Below are 23,678 nucleotides of genomic sequence, written 5' to 3' on the forward strand. Positions count from 1 at the left end.
CCGATGCGGCCACATGCGTTCATCGAGAACCATGTGGCCCTCGCCGCCGGATCACGCGGAGGCAAGAGTTGTTCGCGCCCCCATGCGGGATCGGGGTTGACGTGTGGTCGATACCCGCCACGAGGACAGTCGGCACGGTCAGGCCATCTCGCTCAGGTACTCACCCATGGCCTCCAGGCCGTTGCGATTCTCGGCCACCCCGGCGGACGGCCGCCACCGGCCGGCCCGTTGTGCGAATGCCTGTGTGAACCGTTGACTCGGAAGCGCTTCGAATCTACCGTCCGTCCGAATTCACGAGCATTGTTCGGCATTTCGGACGACTGAGGGACGGGCCGTGATCGATGAACCACGTCTGAGCAGAAGGAAGTTACTCGTCGGCACCGGAGGGCTGGTGCTGGGTGCGGCGGGGTGTGCCGCGCCCTCCTTCGGGGCCGAGGGGAGGACCAGGCTGCGTTACTGGCACCTCTTCGGTGGGGGCGACGGAGCCAATATGAGCGCGCTGGTCGACGCGTTCGCCAAGGAGCACCCGGAGATCGACCTGGAGGCGACCCAGCTTCAGTGGGGTACTCCGTACTACACGAAGCTGGGGATGGCGGGGGTCGGCGGGCGGGCGCCCGAGGTGGCGGTGCTCCACCTCGCGCGGCTCGCGGGGTTCGGGCCCGGGCGGCTCCTCGACCCCTTCGACCTGGACCTGCTGCGTGAACTGGGCGTGGGAACCGACCAGTTTCCCGAGGGCATCTTCAAGCGCGGCGCAGTCGGCGGGCAGCAGTACGCGATCCCGCTCGACACCCACCCCATGGTGCTCTACTACAACACCGACGTCTGCGAGAAGGCCGGGCTGCTCGCAGACGGCGAGCAGCTCCAACCCATCGGCAGCGCACGGGAGTTCATGGACGCCCTGCGCGCGGCGAAGAAGGCCACGGGCGCGCCCGGTCTGAGCGCCGAGACCACCGGACCGGACTGCGTCACACCCTGGCGGCTGTTCGCCACCTTCTACTCGCAGCTGGGCGGCACCGTCCTGTCCGCGGACGGCAGACGCCTCACGCTCGACGACGCCAAGGCCTTGGAGATCCTGGAGTTCCTGGCCCGGCTCACGGCGGAGGGGTTGATGGTGCGCCGCGTCGACTACCCCGGCTCCATCGGGGTGTTCAACGCCGGCAGGACCGCCTTCCATCTCAACGGGGAGTGGGAGGTGTCGACCTTCACCACCGCCGAGCTGCCGTTCTCCATGACCCGCGTGCCCGCGCTGTTCGGGCGTCCCACCGTCCAGGCCGACTGCCACTCCTTCGTACTCCCGCACCAGGACGGCCGCTCGGCCGGGGCGAGCGAGGCGGCCCACACCTTCGTCGCCTGGATGCTCAAGCACTCCGTGGAGTGGGCCAAGGGGGGCCATGTCCCCGCGTATCTGCCGACGCTGACGCGACCGGACTATCTGGAACTGGAGCCGCAGTCCGCGTACCGGTCCGTCATCGACGACGTGGTCCTCGACCAGCCGGCCTGGTTCGTGGGCTCGGCCTCGCCGATGTGGATCCAGCTGGGCGCGGTCTTCTCGGGCGTACTCACCGGATCGCGCACGCCGTCGGGCGCCCTGCGTGAGGCGAAGAAGCGGCTGCGGAAGCTGCTCGACACGCCCGATCCGCTCGGCAGCGGTCCCGTCGGCAAGGCGCCCGTCAGTGGGGCACTTGTCGGCGAAGGAGGTGCCGCGTGACCACGACGACGACCGCGACCACCGTCCCGGTCCCGGCGGAGCGGTCGGGGGCGAAACCCGTCACCGTCCGCCGCAAGTGGACCGAGCACGGACTGGTGTTCATCGCCCCCTTCTTCCTCACCTATGCGCTCTTCCTGCTCTGGCCGCTGGTGTCCGGCATCGGGATGAGCCTGCGCAGCGACAACATCACCGGCGAGGGAGGGGAGTTCGTCGGTTTCGACAACTACACGGAGGCCTTCCAGGACCCGGGCGTCTGGTCGTCGCTGTGGAACACGATCTGGTTCACGATCCTGTCCACGGTGCCGTTGGTGGTGACGGGCCTGGTTCTCGCCCTGCTCTCGCACCATCTGCGGTTCGTCCAATGGCTGTGGCGGCTCTCCTGGTTCGCGCCCTTCCTCCTGCCGTCGGGCGTGATCGGCCTGCTCTTCCTCTGGGTGATCTTCCCCTCCGACTTCGGCCTCGCGGACCAGCTGCTCGCCTGGTTCGGCCTGCACCCGGGGATCGGCTGGCTGACGGACGAGCGGTACGCGATGCTGTCGATCGTGGCGGCCACCATCTGGTGGACGGTCGGCTTCAACTTCCTTCTCTATCTGGCCGCGTTGCAGTCGATCCCTCAACACCTCTACGAAGCAGCGGAGTTGGACGGCGCGGGCGCGTGGCAGCGGCTGCGGCACGTGACCCTCCCCCTGCTGAAGCGCACCACGGGAGTCGTCCTTGTCCTCCAGATCCTGGCCTCCCTCAAGATCTTCGACCAGGTGTACATCATGACCGGCGGCGGCCCCGACGACTCGACCCGCCCGATCCTCCAGTACGTCTACCAGTCCGGCTTCACCGGCTACCGCATCGGCTACGCCTCGGCGGTCTCGTACCTCTTCTTCGCCCTGATCGTGATCGTGTCGCTGGTACAGCTGCGGTTGTCGCGGCGGAGTGGAGAGTCGGCGTGAGCGGATTGCTGTCAACGGACGAGGGCCGCAAGGCCCGTTGGACCCCGGGCCGCTGGGTGATGCTGGCCGCGGCCCTGCTCCTGACGGTGGTGTGGGTGCTCCCTCTGGCGTGGGCCCTGGCGACGTCCTTCAAACCGGAAGGAGAGGCGACACGGACGCCCCTGCGCTGGCTCGGCTCCCACTTCACCTTCGACGCGTACCAGAAGGTGTGGGAGGCGGGCGACATCGGCCGCTGGATGTTCAACACGGCGTACATCTCGGTGATGACGACGATCCTGACGGTTCTGCTGTGCGCGATGGCGGCGTACGGCTTCTCGCGCACGGAGTTCCGTGGCCGCAAGGTGCTGTACGCCGTCGTTCTGGCCGGGATCATGGTGCCGCCCCAGGTGCTGATGGCCCCGTTGTTCGCAGAGATGGTGCAGCTGGGCCTGGTCGACACGTACTGGGGTGTGATCCTGCCCCAAGTCGCCGTCCCCGCCATGGTGTTCATCCTGGTCAAGTTCTTCGACGGCGTCCCCCGCGAACTGGAGGAGGCGGCTTTCGTCGACGGCGCGGGCCGCTGGCGCGTCTTCTGGACGATCGTGATGCCCCTGTCCCGTCCGGTCCTGGCGGCGGTCGGCATCTTCACGTTCATCTCGACCTGGAACAACTTCCTCTGGCCGTTCCTGGTGACCACGGATCCGGGCGGCATGACCCTCCCGGTGGGCCTGGTCAACGTCCAGACGTCCTACGGCCTCCGCTACGAGCAGATGATGGCGTCGGTCGTCATCGCGGGCCTGCCACTCCTGATCGTCTTCGCGCTGTTCCAGCGGCAGATTGTGCGGGGGGTGGCGCATACGGGGTTGGCGGGGCAGTGAGGGACGGCCTGCCGGGCGCAATGTGCCCGGGCAGCCGGCCCGCCGACTCGTTCCGTGGTGTCAAGCGCCCCGTGCGACAGGTGAGTTGTCGAACGCGATTCGACGATCGTAGTGACGGGAGTTGCTGCGCGAACCGTTGACGCGCAAGGGGTTCGATTCTACGGTCCCGTTCGAAGTCGTGACCGGCGTTCATAATGCCGAACGCGCTGAACCTGTCCGAGCGTACTGCATGCTCCGAGCATGCCGACCACGTTCGAACGGGGCCGTCCCCCCACGCAAGGAGGATCCGCGTGAGCCGCACCTCCCGCAAAGGCGCTCGCAGAACCACCCGCAGAACCGCCCGCAGAACCGCTCTCCTCGCCGTCCCCGCGGCGATCCTGCTCGCACTCGTCCCGAGCTCGGCGTCCGCGTATCCGAACCCGGGCACCGTCACCGGCTCGATCGTGGTCCACGACCCGACAATGATCCGCACATCGTCGGGCCAGTACCTGCTGTACGCCACCGGCGGCGGCATCGGCAACCGCAACTCCACCAACCGCATCGCCTTCAGCGGCGGCGCGGACGCCTTCTCCGGCAGACCGAGCTGGTGGCGCACCTACTCCTCCGTACCGGAGGCCTGGGCACCCGACATCTCGTACCACGGCGGCAAGTACCTGATGTACTACTCCGTCTCGTCCTTCGGCTCGCAGAACTCGGCCATCGGGCTGGCGACGTCGACGACCGGCCGGCCGGGCAGCTGGGCCGACCAGGGCATCGTCTACACGTCGAGTTCGTCGAACGACTACAACGCCATCGACCCGAACCTCTTCGTGAACGACGACGGCAAGTGGTGGCTGTCGTTCGGCAGTTGGTGGACCGGGATCAAGATGATCCAGATCAACCCGTCGACCGGGAAGCAGCTCTCGTCCAACACCACCCGCTACTCGCTCGCCTCCCGCCCCACCGGGACCAAGGCCGTAGAGGCCCCGTACATCGTCAAACGGAACGGCTACTACTACCTGTTCGCCTCGTACGACACCTGCTGCGCCGGCACCAGCTCCACGTACAAGGTCAAGGTCGGCCGGGCCACCAGTATCACCGGCCCGTACCACGACAAGAACGGCGTCGCCATGATGAACAACGGCGGAACGCCCGTGCTGGAGTCGCACGGCCGGTACATCGGCCCCGGCGGACAGTCGATCATGAACGACGCGGACGGGGACCTGATCGTCTACCACTACTACGACGGCCAGGACAACGGCACTCCGAAGCTCGGCATCAACCTTCTGAACTGGAGCAGCGGATGGCCCGTCGCCTACTGACCCTGCTGGCGGCCCTCCTGCTCGCGCTCTCCTTGGGGCAGTCCCCGGCGAGCGCCGCCTCCTTCGCCAACCCGGTCAAGGCCCAGAAGGGCGCCGACCCCTGGATCTCGTACCACAACGGCAACTACTTCCTGGTGACGACGAGTTGGACCGACGCCATCACCATCCGCAAGTCGCCGACACTCGCCGGTCTCTCGACCGCGCCGAGCGTCCAGGTGTGGACGGGTGACGCGGCCTCGCGCTGCTGCAACATCTGGGCGCCGGAGCTGCACTTCCTGAACGGCCGCTGGTACCTGTACTACGTCGCGGGCCAGAACGTCTCCGACTACATCCCCACCCAGCGCACCCACGTCCTGGAGAGCGCCGGCTCGGACCCGATGGGCCCGTACACCTACAAGAACCAGCTGGGCAGTGCCTGGATGCTCGACCCGAGCGTGGCGACCATCAACGGAAGCCTGTATCTGTTCGGCAGCGCGAGCGGCGGCACGCAGAACATCGTCGCCGCGCGGATGTCCAACCCGTACACGGTCAGCGGCTCCTTCTCGACGATCTCCACACCCACGCACGACTGGGAGCGCTCGGGCGGCACGGTCAACGAGGGTCCGGAGATACTCCAGCGGGGCGGTCGCACGTTCTTGGTCTACTCGGCGAGCGGTTGCTGGACACCCGACTACAAGCTCGGCCAGCTGGAGCTGACCGGCTCCAACCCGCTGGCGGCCTCCTCCTGGACGAAGAAGTCCACGCCCGTCTTCCAGCGCAACGACGCGAACGGAGTCTACGGGCCGGGGCACAACGGCTTCTTCACCTCGCCTGACGGCACCGAGAGCTGGATCGTCTATCACGCCAACGACAGCGCGAGCGAAGGCTGCGACAACGGCCGGACGACGCGGGCGCAGAAGTTCAGCTGGAACTCGGACGGTACGCCGAACCTCGGTACGCCGGTGCGGCTCGGCGCCTCGCTCGCCGGGCCCTCGGGGGAGCCGTCGTCCGCCTCGACGACGTACACGCTCGTCAACCGCAACAGCGGCAAGTGCCTCGACGTAGCGGGGAGTTCGAGCTCCGACGGGGCCAATGTGCAGCAGTGGACGTGCAGCGGCGGCAACAACCAGCGCTGGCGCCTCGAGGACCTGGGCGATGACACCCACCGCCTGGTCAACGTCGCCGGTGGCAAGGTCCTGGACACGGAGAACTGTTCCTCGGCCGACGGCGCGAATCTGCGCCAGTGGTCCTGGCTGAACAACACCTGCCAGCGGTTCCGGTTCCTCGCCACGAGCGGCGGCTATGTACGGATCGTCAACCAGGCCACCGGCAAGGTCGCCGATGTCGCCGACTGCTCCACGGCCGACGGAGCCGACGTACGCCAGTGGTCGTGGCTGAACAACACCTGTCAGCAGTGGCAGCTCAAGCCGGCCTGAGCACGCCCCACCTCGGCGGGAACGGCGGCCGGGAGGACAGGGAACCCGTCGGCGGAGGTCCTGAGCGACTCGGCCCATCCTCCCGGCCGGCTCACGTGACAAGGACACTGGCCCGTGACAGGCTCGTTGTTCTCTCCCGTGCCTCGGGCAGCGCCGGTCAAGCAGAGATCGTCGACCTGGGTCAGGCCGTGGGGGTGGCTGCGGTCAGCATCTGCCCCATCGCGGCCACCACCGACGGCTCCACCCGGTAGTAGACCCAGGTGCCGCGCCGCTCGGAGCTGAGCAGCCCGGCCTCCTTGAGCTTCTTCAGATGGTGGGAGACCGTCGGCTGGGAGACCCCGACGTCGGAGATGTCGCACACGCACGCCTCCCCGTCCTCGTGGGAGGCGACCAGCGAGAACAGGCGCAGGCGGACCGGGTCGCCGAGTGCCTTGAACATCGCGGCGGTCCGCTCGGCCTCCTCGGCCGTCAGTGGCCGTTCGGTGAGCGGCGGGCAGCACGGCACGACACCCTCGGCCGCCTCGGGTTCCAGCAGCGGAAGTGCCCTGATGTTCGACATACGTTTATGTTGACATACGTCGAACCAGAGCTGCCAGAGTCCGCAGGGTCAGCCCCGGTGCACGTGTGCCGCCAGGCGTCGGGCGATCCGGCTCTCGTCCCTGCCGGCGCCTCGGAGGGGGTTCGAGGCCAGGTTGCGCTGTCATTCCGGCCCTTCCGGGGGCGAGGCCGGGCTGGGTGAGCGAGAAGCCCTCCTGGTGGATGGGGCGGCCGTGGTCGTCGACGCGTCGAGCGGGGCCGGGTGGCCGAGGTCGGGACGGTGACCGGTGGTCGGCGGCATCGCGTCGACCTCCTCGCTGCCGCCGTCGGCCCAGGTGACCTTGATGGCGTCGACCCCGTGAACACGGGACGCCGGTCCGGAGTGCCGGAAGTGATGGCAGCCCGGTGGCGGCCGTTGTCGATGAGCAGCCGAGCCGGAGGCGTACGCAGAAATCGGCCGAGGGGGAGGGTGTCTGTCCCGGCGAGGGGAACCTGGGCGTACGGGGCCAGTGCGGCGGCATTCCGCATGGGTGTCCGGCGCCGACAGGCCCCCATGCGCTGTCCGGCGAACGGCTCCGGCGCGCGATACTCGGCTGCGTGCGGCCCCGCGCCCCGCGAAGTCCGCCGGCCCCGGCAGGACCGGACGCTGAGGGCGGCCGAAGCTTTCGGAGGTCGCTACCAGGCCCCGCGCAGACAGTTCGCTCCCGTCGTCCAGCGCGATGTTGAAGCCGTCGCCGGTAGGGGCCGCACTTCCCGGATGCGTGCCCCCGTACGGATGTCGGCGCGCGGACGGTCGACGTAGAGCAGCAGGCAGGTGGCGACCCCGTCCCGGTGCGGATAGCGATCGGGTCCCCATCGAGAGGCGCGCCGGGCAGTGCGCTGTATCCGGCGGGGGAGAAGAACGTGAGGCCTGCGTGGTGGCGCGGCCGTGACCCGGTTGCCCGGTCGGAGGCCCCCAGGGCCGCCGGTCCCAGCCCTGCCGACGCAGAGCATGCGCTGCGGCCGGCCCGGACTGGCCGCCCCCGATCACCGCGATGTCCGATCGTTCCACTGCCCTGGGCCCCGGATTCGATGGATGTCTATGTTGACGCTTATCGAAACAGGTGCCATGCTGAGGGTGAGAGATCGATGGATGTCGAAACAAAGGGGACCCCAGTGGCTGTGTCCGTCAACAGCGTGCTCACCACCGACCAGCTGCCCGTCGTGGTCATCGGAGCCGGCCCCGTCGGCCTGGCCGCCGCCGCGCATCTCGTCGAGCGCGGCATCGAACCCCTGGTCCTGGAAGCCGGGCCGGCGGCGGGCAGCGCCGTACGGGAGTGGTCGCACGTCCGACTGTTCTCGACCTGGGGCGAGGTCATCGACCCGGCCGCCGAGAAGCTGCTGGCGCCCACCGGCTGGGCACGCCCAGACGGCACGACCTACCCGACCGGCGGCGACTGGGCCGAGCGCTACCTCCAGCCCCTGGCCGACGTACTCGGTGACCAGGTCCGCTACGGCACCACGGTTACCGGAGTGGCCCGCGCCGGCCGCGACCGCATCGTCGACTCCGGCCGCGACGAGCAGCCCTTCACCGTGCACATCCAGTCCGCCGACGGCCATGAGCAGCGGATCGCCGCCCGCGCCGTCATCGACGCCTCCGGCACCTGGTCCACCCCCAGCCCCGCCGGCGCGGACGGCCTGCCCGCCCTCGGCGAGAAGTCGGCGGCCGACCGCATCTCCCACCGCGTGCCCGACCTCACCGACCCCGCCGAACGCGCTCGCTACGCGGGCAAGCGCACCGCGGTCGTAGGCTCCGGCGCCTCCGCCTTCACCGCCCTCGCGCTCCTCGCCGGCCTGGCGAAGGAGCAGCACGGCACGCACGCCGTGTGGATCCTGCGGCGTGGCATCGGCTCGAACACGTACGGCGGAGGAGAGGCCGACCAACTCCCGGCGCGCGGCGCGCTGGGCCTGCGGGCCAAGGCGGCCGTCGAGGCCGGCCACGCGAGTGCGGTGACGGGATTCCGCACTCGGGCTGTGGAACGCGACGGTGACCGGATCGCCCTGGTCGCGGAGGACGGCCGCCGCCTCGACCCGGTCGACGAGGTCATCGTCCTGACCGGCTTCCGCCCCGACCTCGGCTTCCTCTCCGAGGTCCGCCTCGGACTCGACGAGCGCCTCCAGGCCCCGACCGCCCTGGCCCCGCTCATCGACCCGAACGTCCACTCCTGCGGCACCGTCTACCCACACGGCGTGAACGAGCTCTCCCACCCTGAGCAGGGCATCTACCTCGTCGGCATGAAGTCCTACGGCCGCGCCCCCACGTTCCTCGCCATGACCGGCTACGAGCAGGTCCGCTCGATCACCGCCGCGCTCGCCGGCGACCAGGAGGCCGCCGAGCGCGTGGAACTCACCCTTCCGGAGACAGGGGTGTGCGGCGGCGCCGGCCTCTTCGACGAGCCGGAGGACGCCGAGCAGTCCGGCGGCTGCTGCGCTGCCCCGGCCACCCTCCAGATCGGCATCGGCGCCCCGGCCACCACCTCCGGTGGCTGCTGAACTCCCCACCTACCCAAGGAGGTTCACCATGACGTCCCGTGTACAGCTCGCCCTACGAGTCCCCGACCTCGCCGCATCCGTCGCCTTCTACACGAAGCTCTTCGGCACCCAGCCCGCCAAACTCCGTGACGGCTACGCCAACTTCGCCATCGCCGAGCCCCCGCTCAAGCTCGTCCTGATCGAAGGCGCCGTGGGCGAGGCGACCCGAATGGACCACCTCGGTGTCGAGGTCGAGAGCAGCGAAGCGGTCCATGCCGCCACCGCCCGCCTGGGCGAGGCCGGCCTGGCCACCGACGTGGAGAACGACACCGCCTGCTGCTACGCCCTCCAGGACAAGGTCTGGGTTCACGGCCCCGGCCAGGAACCCTGGGAGGTGTACGTCGTCAAGGCCGACGCCGACTCCCTTGCCAAGCAGCAGGGCAGTACCTGCTGCACCGGCCCGGCCGACGCCGCGGTCATCGCGAAGGAACCGTCCGTCGCGGGCGGCTGCTGCTGATCCGCTGATGACCGACCTCCACACCAGCGAGGCCGTGACCGGGACCCGGTCACGGCCTCGCGCCGCCCTCAGCCGAACACTCCGGTGGCACGAGGGGAGTTCGCTTCAGCGGCGGGCCACGTACGGCAAGAGGCCGGTGGTTGTGTCTGCGACGCACAGGCCGTCCTCCTGCACCACCGCCCGGCAGAAGAACGTCCTGGACGAGTTGCAGGGGCTGCGTACGGGCGGGGGAGCGAAGCTCGTTACGATGCGCTGCGCGTCGCCCCCGAGGCGGCGCGGATCCGTTTCCGGAGGGGGATACCCGTGTTCGTGCTGTCCATCCTGCTGCTCATAGCGGCAGTCGTGGTCTTTCTCGTAGGTCGTGGCCGTGACGGCGGGGGCTGGAAGCTCGGGGCGGTGCTCAGCGCGGTGGGGGCCGTGCTGGCCGGTGTGTTCGCCTGCGTCCATGTGGTGAGCGCCTATGAGGTCGGCGTGCCGGTGACCTTCGGCAGGATCGGCGCGCCGTTGACCTCCGGCATCCAGTTCAAGTCGCCGTTCACCGAGGTCACGTCCTTCTCCACCCGGCCGGTGGACCTCAACCTCTACGACAAGGACGTGGTCGAGGTCCGCTCCTCGCAGGGCGGGGTGCTGTACGCGGACGTCACGATCAAGTGGGCGGTGGTGCCGGCGAAGGCGGTCTCGCTGTACCGGCTGGCGGGCAGTGAGGAGGCCGTCCAGGAGCGGCTGGTGCTGCCGGACAGCCGTGAGATCGTCCGCAATGTCTTCGCGAAGCACACCAGCGAGGAGGGCTATGCCTCCGCTCGCGAGCAGATCGGCGGGGAGATCGAGGACCTCATCAAGGAGCGCCTGGCGCCGCGTGGGATCGACGTCACTGCCGTCAATCTGCGCAATGTGAGGCCGTCGGACAAGCTGCAGGACCAGATCGACAAGAAGATCCAGCAGGAGCAGGCCACCGAGCGGTCCGAGGAAGGGCAGCGCACGGCGAAGGCGGAGGCGGAGCGCAAGCGGATCGAGGCGGAGGGTATCGCCAACGCCAACAAGATCCTCGAGAAGTCGCTGAGCGACAAGGTCCTGTACAACCAGTGCCTGGAGGCCTACAAGCAGGCCGCGAAGGCCAACCCGGTGTACGCGGTACCGTGCGGTACGGACTCGGGCGGCACGCCGGTCATCGTGGACGGCAGCAAGAACTAGCCCCGCACTTCGGGCGGATCGGCGACGCTGCGGCCTGCAGCCACACCGCCCACAGGTGGTGGAGACAGAGGCACTCGCGAGCAAGGCCCCGTACCCGGCTTCTTCGGATCCAGGTACGGGGCCTGTTCGTGCACCACGCTCGGCTCCGGCCTTGCGGATCTGCGGTCAGCGGGACTCGTAGTACGGCGCGGCGAGTGCGTAGACGGCGGTGGCGAGGGCCGCGGCCGAGGCGATCGTGAGCCAGATAGAACGACCTCGAATGCGCGCTGGAATTGGCAGGTTTGGCGGAGGGCCGGCCGGCCTCGTCACGGCGACGGCTCGACGAGCCGAATCGACACCCGGTGGTCCGGCTTCCCGTCCTTGGCCAGCATCGAGTGCTCCTCGGCCACGGCGCGGTACAGCCTGACACCGGAGTCGCCCCGTACGTCGTCGACGGTCCAGACCCGCCCACCGTGCCGGAGCGAGCGCCGGGAGAAGACCTCCAACGCCTGCTCGACACCCTCGCCCTCCACAAGCCCGGCGACGGCGGCCATGAACACCCCCTGCCCGCTCCCGATCGGCACGGACGAGTCGAAGATCGCGACGCCCACCTCGGGCCGTACCGCGATGTTCCGCGAATGCGCCGCCTCCGGCGACGACACCCAGAAGAACTCCCGGCACCCCACGTGCGCGAAGTAGACCGGAGTGCTCCACGGCCGTCCCTCCGCGTCGCCCGTGGCCAGCACCATGTAGAGACTCGCGTCGACGATCCCGCGCCCGTTCTCGACTGTTGGTTTCATCTCATCGCCTCCGTCGGTAGGTCAGAGCGAAGTCCCGCTCCCACTGCCCCGAGCCGTCCTTCGCCAGCTCCCAGGCGCCCCGGACGGTGTTGCCGTCGTCCTCGATCCGGCCGGTGAACCGCTGCCGGAAGTCCAGCGGCGAGAAGTCCGCGCGCTCCCGCAGCAGCCGCCACTCCCCGCCGTCGAAGGTCATGGCGTACGTTCGTACGACCCCCCGCGAGTCGAAGTAGTGCTGTGTGTACGCGCCCGTCCCGGGGGCGACCGAGACGATCGCCGTGCTGTCCGGGACCGGGTCCGGGGCCTCCGTCTGCTGCACCAGGAACTGCCCGTCCAAGGTCCACTCGAACACGCTCCGCCCGACCGGCACCGCCTCCCCACCGGCGAAATCCGCCTCCACCACCCACTCCCCGACCAGCACATCCAGCCGCCGAAGAGCCTCCTGCCGTGCCCTCGCGTCCATCGCGAACACCTCCTCGTATCAGGGACTGTGCCGACAGCGAGAACTCATCGGTCGCGACGCTCACACCACCGCGAAGGCCGCCGCCGGCAGGCGCTGTTCCTCGGATTTCTTCGGTACGCACAGGCCGAAGTGGTTCTCCAGGTACTCCAGTACCTGCGGCGAGGTCATGCCCTCGCCGTCTGCGGCCAGGCGAGGGCCGGCGGGTCGGTGCCGTCGTCGTAGGTGGGGATGCCGGGGTCGAAGGAGGACAGGACCCTGGCGCCTTCCTACGGCACGGGGTGGTACCGGTCACGGGCGGACGCGCCCCCTGCAGACGACCAACGGCCGAAAAGGAACGTACGTACGGCGATCGCTTCCCTATCCGAAGAGAAAGCGGCCCAAGTCGGGCAGGCGGCATGTTTTCGGTTGCCGAGACCCATCATGTGATGCCCACCACAAAATGGATGACCGCAAGACTGCCGGGCGCCGTGCGAGCGGCCGAGCTGTGCGGCCGTTGCGCTGGTGGGTGGCGCGGCATCGCGCGGCGAGGCTGCGAGCGCCGAGGTCGAGTGGCGCCTGAGTGTAATCGAACAGATTCATTCGGTGAGAATTGTGGTTCGGTGGGGTGCACGCTCGCTGCTCGTGGTGCGCCATCAGGGGCAGAGGGTGCGACCGGCGTCCCTCCGGGTCCGGCAAGAGGGTCCGCCAGTCCAGGGGAGGGGCGAAAGGCAGTGTCGTTTCAGCTACTTGACGAGGTGATCCTCGCTGTGCGGGTGCTGGGCGGTGACGTGGTGCTGCCGCACGGCGTCGCGGCGGCCGGTGTGCGGGTGGGGGTCAGTGAACTGCGCCGCGGCGACCGCGAGGACGGACAGGCGTGAGGCGGGACGTCCCGGACCATCCAGCCGGCCCCGTGCCGATGACCCAGCTGCCGTTGGACTTCGAGGCATTCCACCGGATGCACCGCCCGGCGTACGTGCGCTGGGCGAGGACGTACCTGAACAACAGGGCCGATGCCGAGGAGGCGGTCGACTGTGCTTTCGAGCAACTGCTCATAGCCTGGCCGGAGGTTCTGGCGAAGGAGAGCCCGGCGGCCTACGCCTGGCAGGTGATGAAGAACCGCACCATCGATGCCGCCAGGGCCAGGGGCCGTCGTGAAGCGCTGGTGGACACGGCGGCCTTCGAGACCGCCGCGCTGCGCGAGGCCGTCGATCCCATCGGGCAGCTGGAGGAGAGCATCAACCTCTTCCAGGCGATCGAGGCCCTGCCCGAGCGGCAGCGAGATGTCGTGGTCCTGCTCTACAGCCACGACCACTCCGTCCGCGAGGCAGCCGACCACCTCGGCATCACCCCTGCGGCGGTGCGCTCCACCGCCCGCTACGCACGGCGCCGCCTGCAGGAAATCCTGGGACTGGCGAAGGAAGGACAGGTCGATGACGTTGCCCATTGACCAGCTCCTGGCCCGGGCCCGGCTGGTCAACGAGCCCTACACACCTGAAGAGATCAGTGCCGCGGCCGACCGCCTCGCCGCGAGGGTGGCCGCCCGTCGCGTCGAACCGCACACCGGAGAAGGCCCCGGCCTCGCGCCCGAAGGGCCGCAGGATGTCGCGGCGCGGGATCTCCGCACGCTGTGTGAGACGGCGGTCATGAGCAGCGGCGCTTTGGCGGGCCTCCAGCATTTCGTGGCCCGCTCCCTGCCGGAACCGCCCGGAGCGCGGGTGCTGGGATGCATCCTTCAGCTCACCGAGCACGAGGACTCCGCACGGTTCTGGTGGCAGTACGCCGCTGGCGCCGGAGACGGCGCCGCTACCTACTGCCTGTATCTGCACCACATGGCGCACGGTGAGGAACCCGAAGCCGAGTGGTGGCACACCCAGGCGGCCGGGGCCGCCGATGACCACGGCCCATCAAGCGCCGAGCTGCAGGACTTTGCCGCCACCCTGCACGTCTTGCAGGGCCTGAAGGAGACCGATGAGCCGGCCCTCGGTCTGGCCGCCAGGGCGGCTCAGGTCAGCGCGGTCCTCAACTACGTACCCGCAGCCGTTTCCTACGTCGACGACGACCTGGACCTGCCCCTGCCCGACGCCGACTTCACCGACCGCATCACCTCGTTGACCACACCGCCCGCCACGGAAGCCCGCCCGCAACCACCGCGGCCCTCCGCGTTTCTGCCGGAGCCCCGCACTCACCCCATCGCATCCTTATGCGCCGCGGCGACCCGCACGGCCGGTGTGACCCGCCAGACATCGACAACCCCGGCAGCACCCCCGCGATGGAGTTGGAACGACAGCGGAGGAGCATTCGGCTACAAGCAACGCGTCGGAGCTGGAGACCTCGCCGCCAACGCCCGCCACCAACACGCGATGCAGGTGTTCTGGCAACACTGTGAGAGGTGCGCCGACTGCGACCCCGCCGGAATCCCCTGCCCTGCCCACACAGCGCTGTGCCCCGGCCCACTCTGACCGCACGAGGCGGCGCCTGCAGCGGTCCAGTTCGACCGTCCCCGCGGCCCGTGCCCAGTGCCCGCGGTGAAGGCCGGCGTGGCAGGTTCCGCCAAGGCGAGCAGGTGCGGTACTTCCAAGCAACTGGCCAGCCCACCAAAGAGAGCAAAAGCTCACCGCATCCAGTGTCCGTCGGTGCTCCACCCCAGGAAGCGCCGGGCGCGGCCGCCGTCCCGCGTTCCGTCCTTGCCGAAGGTTCCGCCCTCGGCGACCAGGGCCAGGCCCGCCAGGGAGGGGGCCAGCCGGGTCGCGACATGGGCGGGGCGGCGGGCCGTCTCCTCGTGCAGGCCGACGATGACCTGCCGCTGCTCCTCCGTCGGGCACAGGGACAGATGGAACACCATCTGGCGCCACGCGTACGCAGCGTCCTTGATCGTGCCCAAGGGCCGTGGGTTGTGGTGCACACGGGCGGTCAGTCGGCACACGGTCACGAAGCAGCGGCGCGCCAGGTCGGCCCAGCCGGGCCGCGGGACGATGCCCATCGGGTGGACCAGTGTTGCCAGGTTGTGCGTGGTGAGGATCTGCGCCTGCTCGATCACCGTGCCGTTTGCGGCGACCGACCAGGACCCTGACGTCGTCCCGGCCCGCTCGGCGCACAGCCGGGCGAAACCGGGGGAGGCGAGGGTGCCGTACGAACGGGTCAGGGCCGTGCCTGCCTCGGAGATCGCCAGATCGCGGATCGCCGCGTAGTCGATGCCGTAGTAGCGCTCGTACAGCGTGCCGCCGAGCAGTTCGCCCGCGATCCGCGCCGCCTTGAGGAACTTCGGGCTGAACGTGCCCATGAAGATGTCGGCGGCCAGCTCCTCCACGAGCGGTGCGTCGAGGTCGCACTGGCGCTCGAGTACACCGAGCTCACGGACCAGCGGGTTGGGCAGGATGGTGCCCGGGAAGGCCTGCACGGCCAGCTCGCCCAGCTGCCGCAGCACGGTGAGCGTGCCTTCGCCGTCCGACTTGCCCAGCACCGCGGATCGCTGCCCGGACACCGCCCGTACCCAGGGCAGTTCCTCGATGCGTACCTGCCGTTCCAGGTCGAGCAGCAGCAGGGAGCGGCGGTTGCGGAACGCTCGATAGTTCGCGGTCATGAGCGCCCGCAGCGTCTCGTCGCGGTACGCCTGCGCGGTGGTGGCGGCGACCAGTTGGGGTACCAGCTCGGCCAGGACCTCGGCGGAGGGGACGACGCCCCGCTCCACGAGTGTGCCGAGCGGGGCGCTCAGTGCGGACTCGACCACCTGGCCGATCGTGGGCGGTACGGCAGCCCCGGTGGGCAGCCCGGTCTCCCGGCTCTCCTCCTCGGTCACCGCGCGAAGGAGCGGGGCGACATCGCGGATGCCCGTCTCCTGGGGGAGTACGGCCAGGCGGCGCACCATCAGCTGGGCCAGGGCGTGGTGGGAGGGGCGCGCCGCCTGCTCGGCCTGGCTCCGGCGCAGGGCTGTGTGCCCGGCGGAGCCGGGCAGACCGCGCCGTCGCACCATGGACTCCACCGCATGCCGCAGCAGGCCGAGCCGGCGCGCGTCCAGTGGCCGTCCGGCGACGATCTCCTCCAGCGCGCCGAGCAGAATGCCCAGGTTCTCCTTGGGGTTGCGGTGCTTGGTGCAGCGGGTGTGCTCCGCGGCGAGCAGCCGGTAGCGGTCGAGCAGGACCTCGCCGCACGCCAACCAGTCGGCGTCCGGCGCGAGTTCGAGGACCCGGCCGTCCCGCGCCGTCCGCAGCCAGTGAACGAGCAGCTCGTCGCCGAACGGCTGCCAGACGGCGAGCGCCTCGCGCTGGGTCTCGACGGCCGCGTTCGGCCGCCGCCGTATCAGCGTGTCGACGGCGTCGGAGGCGGTGTGCCGGTGGACGGCCGCGGTGGCGTCCGGCGCGGGCCCGTCCGCCGGGCGGGGCAGGAACCGCAGCCGGTCGGCGAACGGCTCCAGTTCCGCCGCGAGGTCCAGCGCGGCGTCCGTCTCCCCGTGCCGCACCAGCCACGCCATGGTGAGCAGCGCCGCCTCCTCCGGCAGGCCGATCTCGTAGTGGCCGCTGTCCAGCCGGGTCCACAGCCAGGCGAGCCCGGGCTCGGTGAGGCAATGGCCGAAGAGCGCGCGCCGCTCGGCGGGCACCCCGAAACCCCGCGCGGCCTCGAACTCGTACGGCTGGAGCGGACCGCCCGCGCTCGCGGTCCCGGTGGCGAAGCCGCCCCGCACCACCTCAGGGGTCACCCAGGCCGGAAGCCCCGCGACCGGGGTGCGCGAACCGACCGTCAGCCGGCCCGCGGCCAAGCCCGCGAGGACCTCCCGCCAGCGCTGCCCGCGCACCTCTGCGCGGCGCCGGGTGTCGGCGTCCTCGTGGGTCAGCGCGGTTGTGAAGGCCTTGGCCAGCTGCACCGCCGCATAGGACGGGAGCGGGGTGAGGGGCTGCTGCTCAGCGTTGTCGTTCATAAGCCGACGTGGCAGGTTCCGCCCCTGCGCCCTCCGGGTCCAGAGCCCGGTGCTCTCCTGCTGAGCTACACGCCGATCACCGCCGAAGATAGACGCTGAACGGTCACCGTTCAACCGGGTTTCGGGGGCGTCGGTCTTGGCCTCGCCGGGGTACAGGTCGGCGATCCGCCGTAGGGTCAGTCCGGCAGACAGGCCACCTCGCAGCCCGCATCGCGGGCCACGGCCGGCGGCGGGGCACCGATCGAGGCGCGCTGGTCGACGACCACCAACATGGTGCCGTGCTTGGCCTGCAGCCTGGCGAAGACCTCGCGCGGTTTCGGCTCGCTGTCGGGCAGCCGCTCGTCGAGTGCCTTCGTCCCGGCCGGGGTCAGCGCGGTGCCGTGGTGCTCGCCCTTGCCGACGTGAAGGCCGAGGAAGGCGCCGATGTCGCTGGTGTCGATCACGAGTTACCTGTGCGGCACAGGTGGCCTGCGCTACCTCGACCACGAGGTGCTGCAGCGGACCGAACTGCCCCTGCGGCGTACGCCCGGAGCAGTCGGGCGAGTCGGTGGCGGCCGGCAGATGCACCAACCGGTGATCCACTGCTGGCGGTGACCTCAGTAACTGAAACGGAAAGTCCCCCAGCTCCAGGGGGCATGCTGACGCGTTCGATGGCCAGTACTTGGGTGAGCTGGCAGATCAGGCGGCGCTGGGGACGAGAGCAACGTCATGACCGAGCGCCTGAGCTGGGGACTCCGACGTGAACGGGCGGGCCTGGGCATGCGCGGCCCGCCGACGGACCGTCTGTCGGCGATCCAGGAAGGCGGCCAGGCGCTCGCGACAACCCTGGGCAACCTCCTGGGGCGACGGGCGTGGTGTGCGGCGCCCGCAAGGGCAGGGCGCCGCACACCACGACGCGCCTCCCGCGGCCCGACCCATGACGCCCTGCCCTGTCCTGCGGCCGACGCCGGGTGTGGTCAGGCTCCCGCCAACGGCGCTACCCGCCCGCCTCCGCCGGCTCAGACGGCCGGCAGCGCGTACAGCCGCTTGCCGTGCATCACGGCCAGCCGCTTGCCCGCCGGGAGCACGTACCACTTCTGGTTCTCACCGGTTTTGTCGTTGTACGTCCAGCGCAGCTTCCCGGTCGCCGTGTCGAAGGCGTGCACGCCGCCGTTCTTGTCGTGCTCGGTCGCGCCGTACAGCGTGCCGCCCACCTTGGCGAACTGCCACGCCTCCGCAGCCTTGCCCACCAGGTCCTTGTTGTGCCAGATCTGCTTGCCCGTTCCGGGGTCCACCGCCCACATGCCGAACGCGCTGTCGGAGGCGTAGAGCACCCCGTCCAGGACCTGCGGATCGTTGAACCACGTGAACTTCTCATTCGCCAACGACCAGCGCTCCGTGCCCGAGGCCAGCGCGAACGCCCGCAGCCGCTGCCCGTCCGGCACGATCAGCATGTCCTCGTGCACGGCGAAGCGGTAGTAGTTGGATCTGCCGATCTTCTTCGTCCAGAGCTGCCGGCCCGTCGTCGTGTCGCGGACGGTCACGTTCTTCCGGAAATCGGTGTACGCGAGGCGCCCGCCGACGACCGCGGCCGTGATGCCGAACTCCTCTGTCCCCTTGTCGCGCTGCTCACGCCAGGCGACCTTGCCGGAGGTGGTGTCGATCGCGGCGATCACGTTGGTCGGCGACGAGAGGTCCTCCTCCAGGATCCCGGCGAGGACGTAGACATGGCGGTCGTCGGCCGCGATGGGGCGCGGCTGCTCGTACTCCTTGCCCAGGCGGCTGCGCCAGGTCTCCTTGCCCGTGGCCGCATCGAGGCCCACCACGTCGCCGTCGTACTCGGCGCTGGCGAGATAGAGCGTCCCGCCGCCGGCGATCAGCTTGGCGCCGGGAATGGTGACGCCCGGCCGTGACCACTTCTCCTTGCCGCTGACGACGTCACGTCCCACCAGCGGGTCACCCGACACCACGACTGTGTCGCCGAAGACCGCGAGCGCGTGGATCCCGGCCAAGTTCTGGTTGGTTGTCTTCTGCTGCCACAGAGGCTTGGGCGCGGTGCCCGGGGGCGGGGTGCTGAAGGTGTCACCGCCCTTGTCGGTGTCACCTCCCTTGCCTCCGCCAGGAGTTGTGTCGCCGCCTGACGCGCTCGTTTCCTCTTCGGGGGTGCACCCCCATGCGCCTGCCCCCAGCACGGCCAGGCCGAGGCCCGTCCCGGCCAGCCTGAGCGCCTGCCTGCGTGACACCGTGTGCCCGTCACGTCTGCCCATGTCGGTTCCCCGTTCCCGTTTTTGCCCGGATGCTGCCGACGTCCCTCGGACGTCTTGATCGCGGTCAGGCTAGCCGTCAGATTTCGGCCAGTCGTCGGGGGGTACGCAACCGGGACGCGTCCGTGAAACTCCTGTCACACAAGATCAGCGACTCCGGGCACTCGCGTTAGCGCAAACGATCTGCCGACGGTTCGCAGGATGTACGGCCCCCGCTCCGCCGGCGGAGGCGGGACCACTCCGAGCGGTCCTCACCGCCCCGACTCCTGGAAGGTTCTGTGATGCAGGGGCCGCTGCCAACGTCTCGTGGTGGGTGGCGCGTTGGGGTCTGTCCCGGCGGATCAGGTCCTACGGCGTGACGTTCCTCACCGGAAGGGCCTTGCTCGCCTTGGCGATGTAGTAGTCGGCAGGGGCCGAGAGGATCACGAACTCCCTGTCGTATCCCCGGATCTTGGCCCGGACGGTGAAGTTCCCCTTGGCGTCGGTCGTGGTCTGCGCGTTGTACTGGCTCTCGAAGTACGTCCGCAGGAACACCCGCGTACCGGCGACCGGCCCGTGCCCGGCGGGCCAGGTCACCTTCCCGGTGACGACGAGTGTGTCCCCGGCACGCACCCTGGCCTTGTTGACCTTGTACGTGATGCCGCTGGCGACGGGCTTGACGGCAACCCCCGCACGGGCGAAGACAATGTCGCGGTCCGTCGGGTCCTCCGCGGGATCGTAGGAGGCGTGGAACTCCACCTCATGACGAGGACTGAGAAAGAGACTCGCCCTCTCCTCCCACCGGTCCGCCGATACCCCGGACAGCGTGAACCGCCCTTGGTCGTCGGTCCGTACGGTCCCCAGACTCCGGCTCTCCCGCTCGGTCGGATCGATGGGATCCCCCCATGGGTTCCAGGTGTTGTAGAGCACGGACTGCCCGACCTCGACCGGCGCGTCGGCCACGGGAGTGCCGTCGGGCCGGGTCAACACACCGGTCAGATCGACCGTCCGCTCGTCGTAGTCGGTCGTGAGTCTGTCGGCCGAGATGTCCAGCCGATAGGCCGCGTCCCCGGAAACGCCGGGTGCGCGGTCGTATGCGTGGGCGGGCAGCACACCCGCGCCGGTGATGGCCAGGGTGAGGACTGCGGTCGTGGTCAGGCGGGCCGCCGGTGAACGCTTGCGCACGTGAACTCCCTTGGTGGTGTGACGGGTTGTCGTTTCGTCGGGCAGGCCGGGCCGCTGCGCCGACGGCACCTGTTTGACACACAAGACATCACTTGCGGTTGTATGACGCCCCCGTTCCGCTTTGGCGCCCCGCCGTGCACGCCCGCCGCCTCCGCACCAACGCTCAGGCGGGTGAGCCGTTGGCACCCGGAGGTCGGCGCAGAGGGTGCAGGCAGATGGCCGACGCGACGACACTTCGCCGCTCAGCGGCCTCCAGTCGGGAATCCATTTCTTCGTTGAAGCTGCTGGTCTCCCGCCGCTGCTGCCGGCTTTCGCCGGGAAGCCTTCCAGATGTGGGCTGGATCACCTGGCGACGAAGGCCACCCGGAACATCTTGGGCCACCATTTGCCGGTGAGCAGGAACTCGTCGGTGCCGGGGACGGCGGCGATGCCGTTCAGAAGGTCGGTGTGCTGTTGCCTCGAAGCCAACAGCCCTGACGCGTCGATCTCCGCGGTCACCGAGCCGGTGTCGGCGTTGACGCGCACGATCCGGTTGGAGGGCCAGACATTGGCGTACACGCTGCCGCCCACGCATTCCAGCTCGTTGAGCTGTGGCACCGGGCGACCGTGGAGGGTGACGGCGATGTCCCCCGTTGCGGCCAGCGTCCGCGGGTCCCGGAACGTGAGCCGGGAAGAGCCGTCACTGGTGACCAGCCGCCCGCGCCGGGGCTGGTGGCACACACCCCAGCCCTCCTGCGCGTAGGGGACCCGGCGCAGCTCCGCCAGTGTCCTGGCGTCGCGTTCGATCGCGACGTGGTCGCGCCAGGTCAACTGCCACAGTGTCGGCCCGAGAACGGTGATTCCCTCCCCGAACAGGGGTGTCGGCAGGTCGGCACGGACGGTGGGAGGCCGGCCGGGCGGACCCAGACGGATCGACGACTCCCCGGCCATGCCGGTCCCCTCGTAGAGCGTGCGGCCCCTCATCTCGAGGCCCTGGGTGTAGGCCTTGGGGTCATGAGGCAGGGTTTCGAGGACCTTGACCCCCAGTTGCTCGACGCGATCGGCGGCGGGCCTGGCGGCGGCCTGCCGCCGGAGCGGTGAGCCGCGGTCCGTTTCACACGAGGGGACGAGCATCGCGCCCGCCAGGGCCACAACCGCGATGGCCGGGTACACCAAAAGTGCACGCATTGGCTCAGACTGGCACATTGGCCGGGAGGCGCAATGCTGCGCCGCGCCGGATCTCCGGCGCGGGCGATCGCCCGGTCGACGGCACGTCTGCTGCCGGAATGAGTGCGTGCTTGTTTCTGAGGAGAGCGATCCGCTCGCCAACTGCCTTGGCCGTTACGTGTATCGGTACGACTGGGAGCGTCCCGTCCAGGCTCCCCCCCCGAGCAGCTGTCTGTGCACGCGGCGGACGCGGTTGCGCAGCCGATTATCGCGTGCGCTGCCGTTGGTGGATGTAGGAGACTCCCCGGCATGGTCGACATGCGCACGTTCCGGGACGAGGTCACAGGCTGGGCCGGCGGTGGCTCCGGCGGGTCGGCGGGGGAGCTGGCGGAGCTCCTGGGGGTGCACACGGTGGTCCTGCTGGAAGGACTGAGCGACCTCGCGGCCGTCGAGGCGCTGGCCGCGCGGCGGGGTCGTGACTTGGCGGCCGAGGGGGTGTGCGTGGTGCCGATGGGTGGGGCGATGAGCGTCGGCCGCTACGCGGGGCTCCTCGGTCCGTCCGGTCTCGGACTGCGCCTGATCGGTCTGTGCGACGAGCGTGAGAAGCCCTTCTTCGACCGGGTCCTCACCCCGTCCTCGGCGCCGCGCCCGGGCGTCTTCGTCTGCACGGCGGACCTGGAGGACGAGTTCATCCGTGCGCTGGGCCCGGCGCGGATCGAGGAGATCGTCCAGGCCGAGGACGAGCTGCGCGCCTGGCTGACCTTCATGCAGCAGCCCGCCCAGCACGGCCGGCCCCGGCCCCAGCAGTTGCGGCGCTTCCTCGGCACGAAGAAGGGCCGCAAGATCCGCTATGGCCGCCTCCTGGTCGAAGCCCTCGCCCCCGACCAGGTGCCCGCCCCGCTGGACGACCTCCTCGCCAGCCTGTGAGCGGATGCTGGGGACTTCGCCCCAAACCCGGGGGGAAAGTGGCTGAGTCGATGGAGTACATCGAAGCCCAGCGGTCCGCTTGATCGTGAGACGCCAGCAAGCCTTACCGCGTCGGTTTCTTGTGTCGTTTCAGAGGGCGTTGAGTCCGTTTGTGGCAGCGGCCTCGTCCGGGTGGGGTGAGGGAGCCTAAACCGGCGAGGCGTCCGAGGCGTCCGAGGGGGCTGCGGGTGACGTTCATGTCTGGGTCGTCGGTGGGCAGGTCAAGGAGTCGTGCCGTTCGCGGACCCCGAATGCCTGGTCGGGGTGCTGGTTGACGGCGTGCATGCTGGTAGGCGGTGCCTTGGTCGTGAGGACCGGACCGGGATCGGATATTCGGTGTTCTGCCCGCCCAAGAGGACGCAGGATGGTGCGCATGACTCCGGCCACCCCCGTACTGCACACCACTCGCCTGCGACTGCGGCCCTTCACCGACGCCGATGCGGACCCCCTCTTCGCGCTGCACAGCAGTACCTACGTACTGCGCTACTGGGACTCCCCGCCGTGGACGGAACGGGCCCGCGCCGAGCACTTCATCGCGATGTGCCGGAAGATGGCGGACGACGGCACCGGGGTGCGGGTGGCCATCGATCGTGCTTCTGACGGGGCCTTCGTCGGCTGGTGCGGTCTGACCGGATGGAACCCGGACTACCGCAGCGCGTCGTTGGGCTACGTCCTCGACGATGCGGTGTGGGGCCACGGCTTTGCGACGGAGGCCGCGCACGCCTTGCTGCGATGGGCATTCGACGCACTGGACCTGAATCGAGTTCAGGCCGAGACCGATACGCGCAACGTGGCATCTGCCCGGGTCCTGGAGAAGATCGGATTCGTGCGTGAAGGGACGTTGCGGGAAGACTGCGTGGTGAACGGCGAGGTATCCGACTCGTGGGTGTTCGGGTTGATCAAGCGAGAGTGGCGGCCGTCGGCCGTGCCGACTCCAGCCCGCTAAGAGGGCCTTGGAGGTGTTCAGTCCGTTTCTGGTAGCGGCCTCGTCCGGGTTGGGTGAGGAAGCCTTGGCGGGTGAGGCGTCCGAGGCGGCTGCGGGTGATGT

21 protein-coding genes, 1 tRNA gene and 1 pseudogene are annotated in these 23,678 nt (G+C 69.6%); 14 read left to right on the forward strand and 9 right to left on the reverse strand.

Translation table 11 applies throughout. The features are described from left to right. The first annotated feature begins 337 nt into the window (after positions 1 to 337). The 5 genes from JIX55_RS47810 (at position 338) to JIX55_RS47830 (ending at position 6,225) form a co-directional block, all read left to right on the forward strand. Positions 338 to 1,708 carry an extracellular solute-binding protein gene (locus JIX55_RS47810; protein WP_443046692.1) on the forward strand — a complete coding sequence of 457 codons (1,371 nt, stop codon included), beginning with the start codon at positions 338 to 340 and terminating at the stop codon, positions 1,706 to 1,708. Further along, on the forward strand, positions 1,705 to 2,652 hold the full coding sequence (locus JIX55_RS47815) for a carbohydrate ABC transporter permease (RefSeq protein WP_257561625.1): 948 nt from the start codon (positions 1,705 to 1,707) through the stop codon (positions 2,650 to 2,652). The genes JIX55_RS47810 and JIX55_RS47815 overlap by 4 nt, the downstream gene beginning before the upstream one ends. A 59-nt stretch (positions 2,653 to 2,711) precedes the next feature. Continuing rightward, positions 2,712 to 3,509, forward strand: coding sequence for a carbohydrate ABC transporter permease (locus tag JIX55_RS47820; protein WP_257569195.1), 798 nt, complete (start codon positions 2,712 to 2,714; stop codon positions 3,507 to 3,509). A 290-nt stretch (positions 3,510 to 3,799) separates the two neighbouring features. After that, complete coding sequence (locus JIX55_RS47825; protein ID WP_257561624.1) at positions 3,800 to 4,810, forward strand: arabinan endo-1,5-alpha-L-arabinosidase; 1,011 nt, start codon at positions 3,800 to 3,802, stop codon at positions 4,808 to 4,810. Further along, positions 4,792 to 6,225 carry a family 43 glycosylhydrolase gene (locus tag JIX55_RS47830; protein WP_257561623.1) on the forward strand — a complete coding sequence of 478 codons (1,434 nt, stop codon included), beginning with the start codon at positions 4,792 to 4,794 and terminating at the stop codon, positions 6,223 to 6,225. Before JIX55_RS47825 ends, JIX55_RS47830 begins: the two co-directional genes overlap by 19 nt. A gap of 181 nt (positions 6,226 to 6,406) precedes the next feature. Here the strand turns inward: JIX55_RS47830 and JIX55_RS47835 are convergent, their stop codons facing one another. Then, entirely contained in the window at positions 6,407 to 6,784 is a 378-nt protein-coding gene (locus JIX55_RS47835) for an ArsR/SmtB family transcription factor (RefSeq protein WP_257561622.1), read from the reverse strand. A gap of 1,106 nt (positions 6,785 to 7,890) precedes the next feature. Between JIX55_RS47835 and JIX55_RS47840 the strand changes: the two genes are divergently transcribed. The 3 genes from JIX55_RS47840 (at position 7,891) to JIX55_RS47850 (ending at position 10,981) form a co-directional block, all read left to right on the forward strand. Beyond that, entirely contained in the window at positions 7,891 to 9,294 is a 1,404-nt protein-coding gene (locus JIX55_RS47840; protein WP_257561621.1) for an NAD(P)-binding domain-containing protein, read from the forward strand. A gap of 28 nt (positions 9,295 to 9,322) precedes the next feature. Further along, positions 9,323 to 9,790 carry an ArsI/CadI family heavy metal resistance metalloenzyme gene (locus JIX55_RS47845; RefSeq protein WP_257561620.1) on the forward strand — a complete coding sequence of 156 codons (468 nt, stop codon included), beginning with the start codon at positions 9,323 to 9,325 and terminating at the stop codon, positions 9,788 to 9,790. Positions 9,791 to 10,093: 303 nt separating this feature from the next. Further along, positions 10,094 to 10,981, forward strand: coding sequence for a prohibitin family protein (locus JIX55_RS47850; protein WP_257561619.1), 888 nt, complete (start codon positions 10,094 to 10,096; stop codon positions 10,979 to 10,981). A gap of 305 nt (positions 10,982 to 11,286) precedes the next feature. On the opposite strand, the gene JIX55_RS47855 is transcribed toward JIX55_RS47850, so the two are convergent. Both JIX55_RS47855 and JIX55_RS47860 read right to left on the reverse strand, forming a co-directional pair. After that, positions 11,287 to 11,760: a pyridoxamine 5'-phosphate oxidase family protein gene (locus JIX55_RS47855; protein WP_257561618.1), complete on the reverse strand. Its 474-nt coding sequence runs from the start codon at positions 11,758 to 11,760 to the stop codon at positions 11,287 to 11,289. Between the two features lies 1 nt (position 11,761). Beyond that, positions 11,762 to 12,220: a hypothetical protein gene (locus JIX55_RS47860; RefSeq protein WP_257561617.1), complete on the reverse strand. Its 459-nt coding sequence runs from the start codon at positions 12,218 to 12,220 to the stop codon at positions 11,762 to 11,764. A 710-nt stretch (positions 12,221 to 12,930) separates the two neighbouring features. Between JIX55_RS47860 and JIX55_RS47865 the strand changes: the two genes are divergently transcribed. Genes JIX55_RS47865 through JIX55_RS47875 form a run of 3 tightly spaced genes read left to right on the forward strand, consistent with a single transcriptional unit; the run spans position 12,931 to position 14,658 of the window. Further along, positions 12,931 to 13,077 carry a hypothetical protein gene (locus JIX55_RS47865; protein ID WP_257561616.1) on the forward strand — a complete coding sequence of 49 codons (147 nt, stop codon included), beginning with the start codon at positions 12,931 to 12,933 and terminating at the stop codon, positions 13,075 to 13,077. Next, entirely contained in the window at positions 13,074 to 13,646 is a 573-nt protein-coding gene (locus tag JIX55_RS47870) for a sigma-70 family RNA polymerase sigma factor (RefSeq protein WP_306819976.1), read from the forward strand. The genes JIX55_RS47865 and JIX55_RS47870 overlap by 4 nt, the downstream gene beginning before the upstream one ends. After that, a complete protein-coding gene (locus JIX55_RS47875) occupies positions 13,630 to 14,658 on the forward strand; it encodes a hypothetical protein (RefSeq protein WP_257561615.1) in 1,029 nt (342 codons plus the stop codon). Before JIX55_RS47870 ends, JIX55_RS47875 begins: the two co-directional genes overlap by 17 nt. A gap of 152 nt (positions 14,659 to 14,810) precedes the next feature. Here JIX55_RS47875 and JIX55_RS47880 read toward each other — a convergent pair whose 3' ends face one another. The 3 genes and pseudogenes from JIX55_RS47880 to JIX55_RS47890 all read right to left on the reverse strand — a co-directional run. Beyond that, complete coding sequence (locus tag JIX55_RS47880; protein ID WP_257569154.1) at positions 14,811 to 17,111, reverse strand: hypothetical protein; 2,301 nt, start codon at positions 17,109 to 17,111, stop codon at positions 14,811 to 14,813. Between the two features lie 3 nt (positions 17,112 to 17,114). Then, a tRNA-Gln gene (locus tag JIX55_RS47885) sits at positions 17,115 to 17,186 on the reverse strand. Between the two features lie 12 nt (positions 17,187 to 17,198). After that, positions 17,199 to 17,554: pseudogene (locus tag JIX55_RS47890) on the reverse strand (IS110 family transposase); the annotation flags it as partial. On the opposite strand from JIX55_RS47890, the gene JIX55_RS47895 reads away from it, so the two are divergent. Further along, positions 17,535 to 17,705: a hypothetical protein gene (locus JIX55_RS47895; RefSeq protein ID WP_257561614.1), complete on the forward strand. Its 171-nt coding sequence runs from the start codon at positions 17,535 to 17,537 to the stop codon at positions 17,703 to 17,705. The pseudogene JIX55_RS47890 and the gene JIX55_RS47895 sit on opposite strands and share 20 nt — an antisense overlap. Before the next feature lie 404 nt (positions 17,706 to 18,109). On the opposite strand, the gene JIX55_RS47900 is transcribed toward JIX55_RS47895, so the two are convergent. The 3 genes from JIX55_RS47900 to JIX55_RS47910 form a co-directional block, all read right to left on the reverse strand. Further along, positions 18,110 to 19,357: an outer membrane protein assembly factor BamB family protein gene (locus JIX55_RS47900; protein WP_257561613.1), complete on the reverse strand. Its 1,248-nt coding sequence runs from the start codon at positions 19,355 to 19,357 to the stop codon at positions 18,110 to 18,112. 345 nt (positions 19,358 to 19,702) lie between these two features. Beyond that, complete coding sequence (locus JIX55_RS47905) at positions 19,703 to 20,518, reverse strand: acyl carrier protein (protein ID WP_257561612.1); 816 nt, start codon at positions 20,516 to 20,518, stop codon at positions 19,703 to 19,705. Positions 20,519 to 20,860: 342 nt separating this feature from the next. Next, entirely contained in the window at positions 20,861 to 21,685 is an 825-nt protein-coding gene (locus JIX55_RS47910) for a glutaminyl-peptide cyclotransferase (RefSeq protein WP_257561611.1), read from the reverse strand. A 288-nt stretch (positions 21,686 to 21,973) separates the two neighbouring features. Between JIX55_RS47910 and JIX55_RS47915 the strand changes: the two genes are divergently transcribed. Both JIX55_RS47915 and JIX55_RS47920 read left to right on the forward strand, forming a co-directional pair. Continuing rightward, entirely contained in the window at positions 21,974 to 22,591 is a 618-nt protein-coding gene (locus JIX55_RS47915) for a TOPRIM nucleotidyl transferase/hydrolase domain-containing protein (protein WP_257561610.1), read from the forward strand. A gap of 412 nt (positions 22,592 to 23,003) precedes the next feature. Next, positions 23,004 to 23,576 carry a GNAT family N-acetyltransferase gene (locus tag JIX55_RS47920; RefSeq protein ID WP_257561609.1) on the forward strand — a complete coding sequence of 191 codons (573 nt, stop codon included), beginning with the start codon at positions 23,004 to 23,006 and terminating at the stop codon, positions 23,574 to 23,576. Positions 23,577 to 23,678: the final 102 nt, after the last annotated feature.

Origin of the sequence: Streptomyces sp. DSM 40750 (assembly GCF_024612035.1) — a bacterium.
Lineage (GTDB): Bacteria > Actinomycetota > Actinomycetes > Streptomycetales > Streptomycetaceae > Streptomyces.

Bases quoted from the DNA above. Each gene is read 5' to 3' on its own strand.
- JIX55_RS47820 (WP_257569195.1), top strand. From the start codon at position 2,712: ATGCTGGCCGCGGCCCTGCTCCTGACGGTGGTGTGGGTGCTCCCTCTG.
- JIX55_RS47860 (WP_257561617.1), bottom strand. From the start codon at position 12,220: ATGGACGCGAGGGCACGGCAGGAGGCTCTTCGGCGGCTGGATGTGCTG.
- JIX55_RS47900 (WP_257561613.1), bottom strand. From the start codon at position 19,357: ATGGGCAGACGTGACGGGCACACGGTGTCACGCAGGCAGGCGCTCAGG.
- JIX55_RS47840 (WP_257561621.1), top strand. From the start codon at position 7,891: ATGGATGTCGAAACAAAGGGGACCCCAGTGGCTGTGTCCGTCAACAGC.
- JIX55_RS47830 (WP_257561623.1), top strand. From the start codon at position 4,792: ATGGCCCGTCGCCTACTGACCCTGCTGGCGGCCCTCCTGCTCGCGCTC.
- JIX55_RS47875 (WP_257561615.1), top strand. From the start codon at position 13,630: ATGACGTTGCCCATTGACCAGCTCCTGGCCCGGGCCCGGCTGGTCAAC.
- JIX55_RS47920 (WP_257561609.1), top strand. From the start codon at position 23,004: ATGACTCCGGCCACCCCCGTACTGCACACCACTCGCCTGCGACTGCGG.
- JIX55_RS47915 (WP_257561610.1), top strand. From the start codon at position 21,974: ATGGTCGACATGCGCACGTTCCGGGACGAGGTCACAGGCTGGGCCGGC.
- JIX55_RS47880 (WP_257569154.1), bottom strand. From the start codon at position 17,111: ATGAACGACAACGCTGAGCAGCAGCCCCTCACCCCGCTCCCGTCCTAT.
- JIX55_RS47910 (WP_257561611.1), bottom strand. From the start codon at position 21,685: ATGCGTGCACTTTTGGTGTACCCGGCCATCGCGGTTGTGGCCCTGGCG.
- JIX55_RS47855 (WP_257561618.1), bottom strand. From the start codon at position 11,760: ATGAAACCAACAGTCGAGAACGGGCGCGGGATCGTCGACGCGAGTCTC.
- JIX55_RS47895 (WP_257561614.1), top strand. From the start codon at position 17,535: ATGTCGCTGGTGTCGATCACGAGTTACCTGTGCGGCACAGGTGGCCTG.
- JIX55_RS47835 (WP_257561622.1), bottom strand. From the start codon at position 6,784: ATGTCGAACATCAGGGCACTTCCGCTGCTGGAACCCGAGGCGGCCGAG.
- JIX55_RS47845 (WP_257561620.1), top strand. From the start codon at position 9,323: ATGACGTCCCGTGTACAGCTCGCCCTACGAGTCCCCGACCTCGCCGCA.